At 30.2% G+C, this 2797-nt stretch carries 6 protein-coding genes; all 6 read right to left on the bottom strand.

Annotation, left to right across the window (positions count from 1 at the left end):
- Positions 1-26: 26 nt before the first annotated feature.
- Complete coding sequence (locus ACP15M_RS14520) at positions 27-329, bottom strand: type II toxin-antitoxin system RelE/ParE family toxin (protein ID WP_425077874.1); 303 nt, start codon at positions 327-329, stop codon at positions 27-29.
- A complete protein-coding gene (locus tag ACP15M_RS14515; protein ID WP_425077875.1) occupies positions 326-568 on the bottom strand; it encodes a type II toxin-antitoxin system ParD family antitoxin in 243 nt (80 codons plus the stop codon). The genes ACP15M_RS14520 and ACP15M_RS14515 overlap by 4 nt, the downstream gene beginning before the upstream one ends.
- A gap of 204 nt (positions 569-772) precedes the next feature.
- Positions 773-1132: a hypothetical protein gene (locus ACP15M_RS14510; protein ID WP_425077921.1), complete on the bottom strand. Its 360-nt coding sequence runs from the start codon at positions 1130-1132 to the stop codon at positions 773-775.
- Positions 1116-1520: a hypothetical protein gene (locus ACP15M_RS14505; RefSeq protein WP_425077920.1), complete on the bottom strand. Its 405-nt coding sequence runs from the start codon at positions 1518-1520 to the stop codon at positions 1116-1118. Before ACP15M_RS14505 ends, ACP15M_RS14510 begins: the two co-directional genes overlap by 17 nt.
- Positions 1521-1725: 205 nt before the next feature.
- Positions 1726-2037, bottom strand: coding sequence for a hypothetical protein (locus ACP15M_RS14500; RefSeq protein WP_425077919.1), 312 nt, complete (start codon positions 2035-2037; stop codon positions 1726-1728).
- 4 nt (positions 2038-2041) lie between these two features.
- Complete coding sequence (locus ACP15M_RS14495; protein WP_425077918.1) at positions 2042-2458, bottom strand: hypothetical protein; 417 nt, start codon at positions 2456-2458, stop codon at positions 2042-2044.
- Between the last annotated feature and the right edge of the window lie 339 nt (positions 2459-2797).

Here is a 2797-nt window from a genome sequence, read left to right as displayed (position 1 = left end):
TATACACGTTGTTGTGTGCAGTTTTTTTATTTCAGCCTTTTTTTAATGTTCATTCTCTGATGCAAAACTCTAACGATTTCCACAATCTCATTATCTACTTTTCTGTAAAAAATCAGATGAGATTTGATTTTCGTTACTCGATAGTTTTTTCGAGTTTGTTCTGCGGATTTTCCAATCAGATAGTTGTCCGCAATAAATTCAATTTCCGCTATTATTAAATCGTAATATCTATCTGCTTGTTCTTTAGACCACTTGTTAAGAGTATAAATCCAAATTTTATCTAAATCCTCAATCGCTTGTTGGCTTATGCGATATTTGTTTTTACTCATAAGTGTTTACTATGTAATTCTTTCAGATGTTGTTTTGGGTCAAAATTTTCAACAAATCCACTGTTTTCCCCAACTTCGAGAGCTTTAATCAGTTCTCTTTCTTTTTTTTCTTCACGTTCTAACAAACGTAAAGCAGAACGAATTACTTCGCTAACTGAACCATATCTTCCAGAATTTACTTCTTCTCTGATAAAATCCTCAAAATGATTTCCGAGTGATATTGATGTGTTTTTTCCCATTTAGACTCTAATTTTAATCAAATATACCAAATCTTGGTAACGTAGCCAAATTGCACACAACGGTTTTGTGTAAGCGTCAGTAACGGGAAAGTGCGCGAGTACTTTCCGCTGACGCACTAAAGATAGCAAAACGAGTTGAATTTCCGACGAGGAAATTCAGCCGTTATTGCGCTTACACGTTGTTGTGGGTAGTTTTTGAATAATTCAATTTTTTTCGGATTCTAATTTTCGCTTATCATTGTAATACTTCTTTATGTAATTACCTAAAACACTTAAAAAATTCATTTTGATGATTTCAACTTTCTCAAAGTTCTGATTGTGAAAATTATATTTTGACGTTACTAATAGAAAATTCTCTTTTTTTTCACCATCTTTTGTTTGAACTCTTATAAAAACCTTTTCATTTGCTATTTTCATCTCAACTGCTACAGCAGTTTGATATTCTTTAAACACTTTATTTGTGAACTCTTGTACACTTTCTTTAGTAATCTTCTCTTGTGCATTTAAATTATTTGTTAGAACAAATACTAAAAAAATGGATGATATTTTAATTATTTTTTTCATGTAAATAATATTTAATATAATTCCCGATTAAACTGGAACCTTTTAATTCAAACAATTCCAAATTCGAATATGTTTCATTTTTATAATCTGCTGTTTTTAAAATAGCAAGGAATAATTTTTTATTAATAACCACTTCCCAATAAAAAGTTTCGTCAGTTAACTTAACTTGTTTAATGACAACTTTTTTTTCGTTTCCAACATATTCTTGAGTTATTTTTCCTAAAGTATTTTTGTTAACTGTTTTTTGGATATCAGAATTATTGTTCGATTTGGTTTTTTCTACTTGGCTCTTTAATTCATTTCTCTCACTTTCTACTTTCTGCTCTTTAGTTTGACTATTACAAGAAAAGGTAATAGTTGTAATTAAAATCAATATAATTTTTTTCATATTCTTATAATTTTTCAATTGTAGTTGGGAATCAGTAGGAATGTTGCTCTCAAATTACCCACAACGGTTTTGTGTATGATTACGTTGCGTGTTTCAGCGACTAATTTAGTAAAAAAACACCTACGTTAATTCATTGCTTCTGATTTTCCGCGAGGAAAATCAGAAGCAATGAATTATACACGTTGTTGTGTACAGTTTATATCAATTATACTTTTCTGTTTTTATCGCAGAAATCCTTTATTTCCTTGAATGTATAGGTTTCCCAATTTATTTTATCATTACTTAATTTCTCCCATAATTGAATAGAGACTTCATTTTCATCATCTTTTTTATAAACATTAGTCAATTTAATCTTTGCCTTAATAAGATTTAGCATTGCAATTCTAACTTCTTCGGCTTTATTATTTAATTTTTCAGCTGTTGTCTCGGACTCATTTAACGTAAGAAATTCAAAAATTTTGTAGTTAAGAATTTGTCTTTTCTTTGTTGCTGTATTTCTGGGCGGATATATTGGCATAAATTTATTTTAATTCTTCGTAAACAATATCGAAATCCAAACTATTCGGAATATTCAGTTGTTTCCTTTTTCTCTCAAACTGTTCCAAAGTCAAATTAGGACTTTGTTCAGTACTCTTTTTGTCCACTACTATAATGTGATAATATGTCACGCCTTTATTAATTCCACCTTCAAGATTTTTTGGATGACTTTTAGCTATAATAAAATCTCCATTTTCTCCTACGGCAAAAACTGTTTCAGGGACAATTAATCGATTAGAATACTTCTCAGCTTGAAACCAAATACTCATTTCGTCAAGCGAATTATTGGCCAACAAATAGTAATCATCCGTAATTTCTTTTTCGACTATGCCAATTCCAAAATAACAGGATTGTAAAATAAGTAAAAAGTATACTCCTAATATTTTATTTAATTTATTCAATGAAGATTCGGTTGTTTCATAAATTGTACACAACGTGATTGTGTATGATTACGTTGTGTTGGCTAGGACTAAGTTAGCAAAAATAAACCGAACCAGAGGAAAATTCCGCAGGAATTTTCCGAGTACACACGAACCGAACAATGAATTATACACGTTGTTACCTAATGCTACGACACGTTTGAGTAAGCACGTTTTACTTTGCCGTAAAGTTTTCAGAAATAGAATAGGAGAAAAGCTAAACTTTAGTTTTGCTTTTACGATTGATCGCGAAAAGTGTTTTTTAAAACGCTTTGTAGCATTTTGCGTTTGAGTAATCAAATCCGCAAACTTGCTGAATTC

The organism is Psychroserpens sp. S379A, assembly GCF_049800755.1.
Taxonomy (GTDB): Bacteria; Bacteroidota; Bacteroidia; order Flavobacteriales; family Flavobacteriaceae; genus Psychroserpens.
Note: the sequence above shows the minus strand (reverse complement) of the source record. Positions and strands in the feature narration are given on the sequence as shown.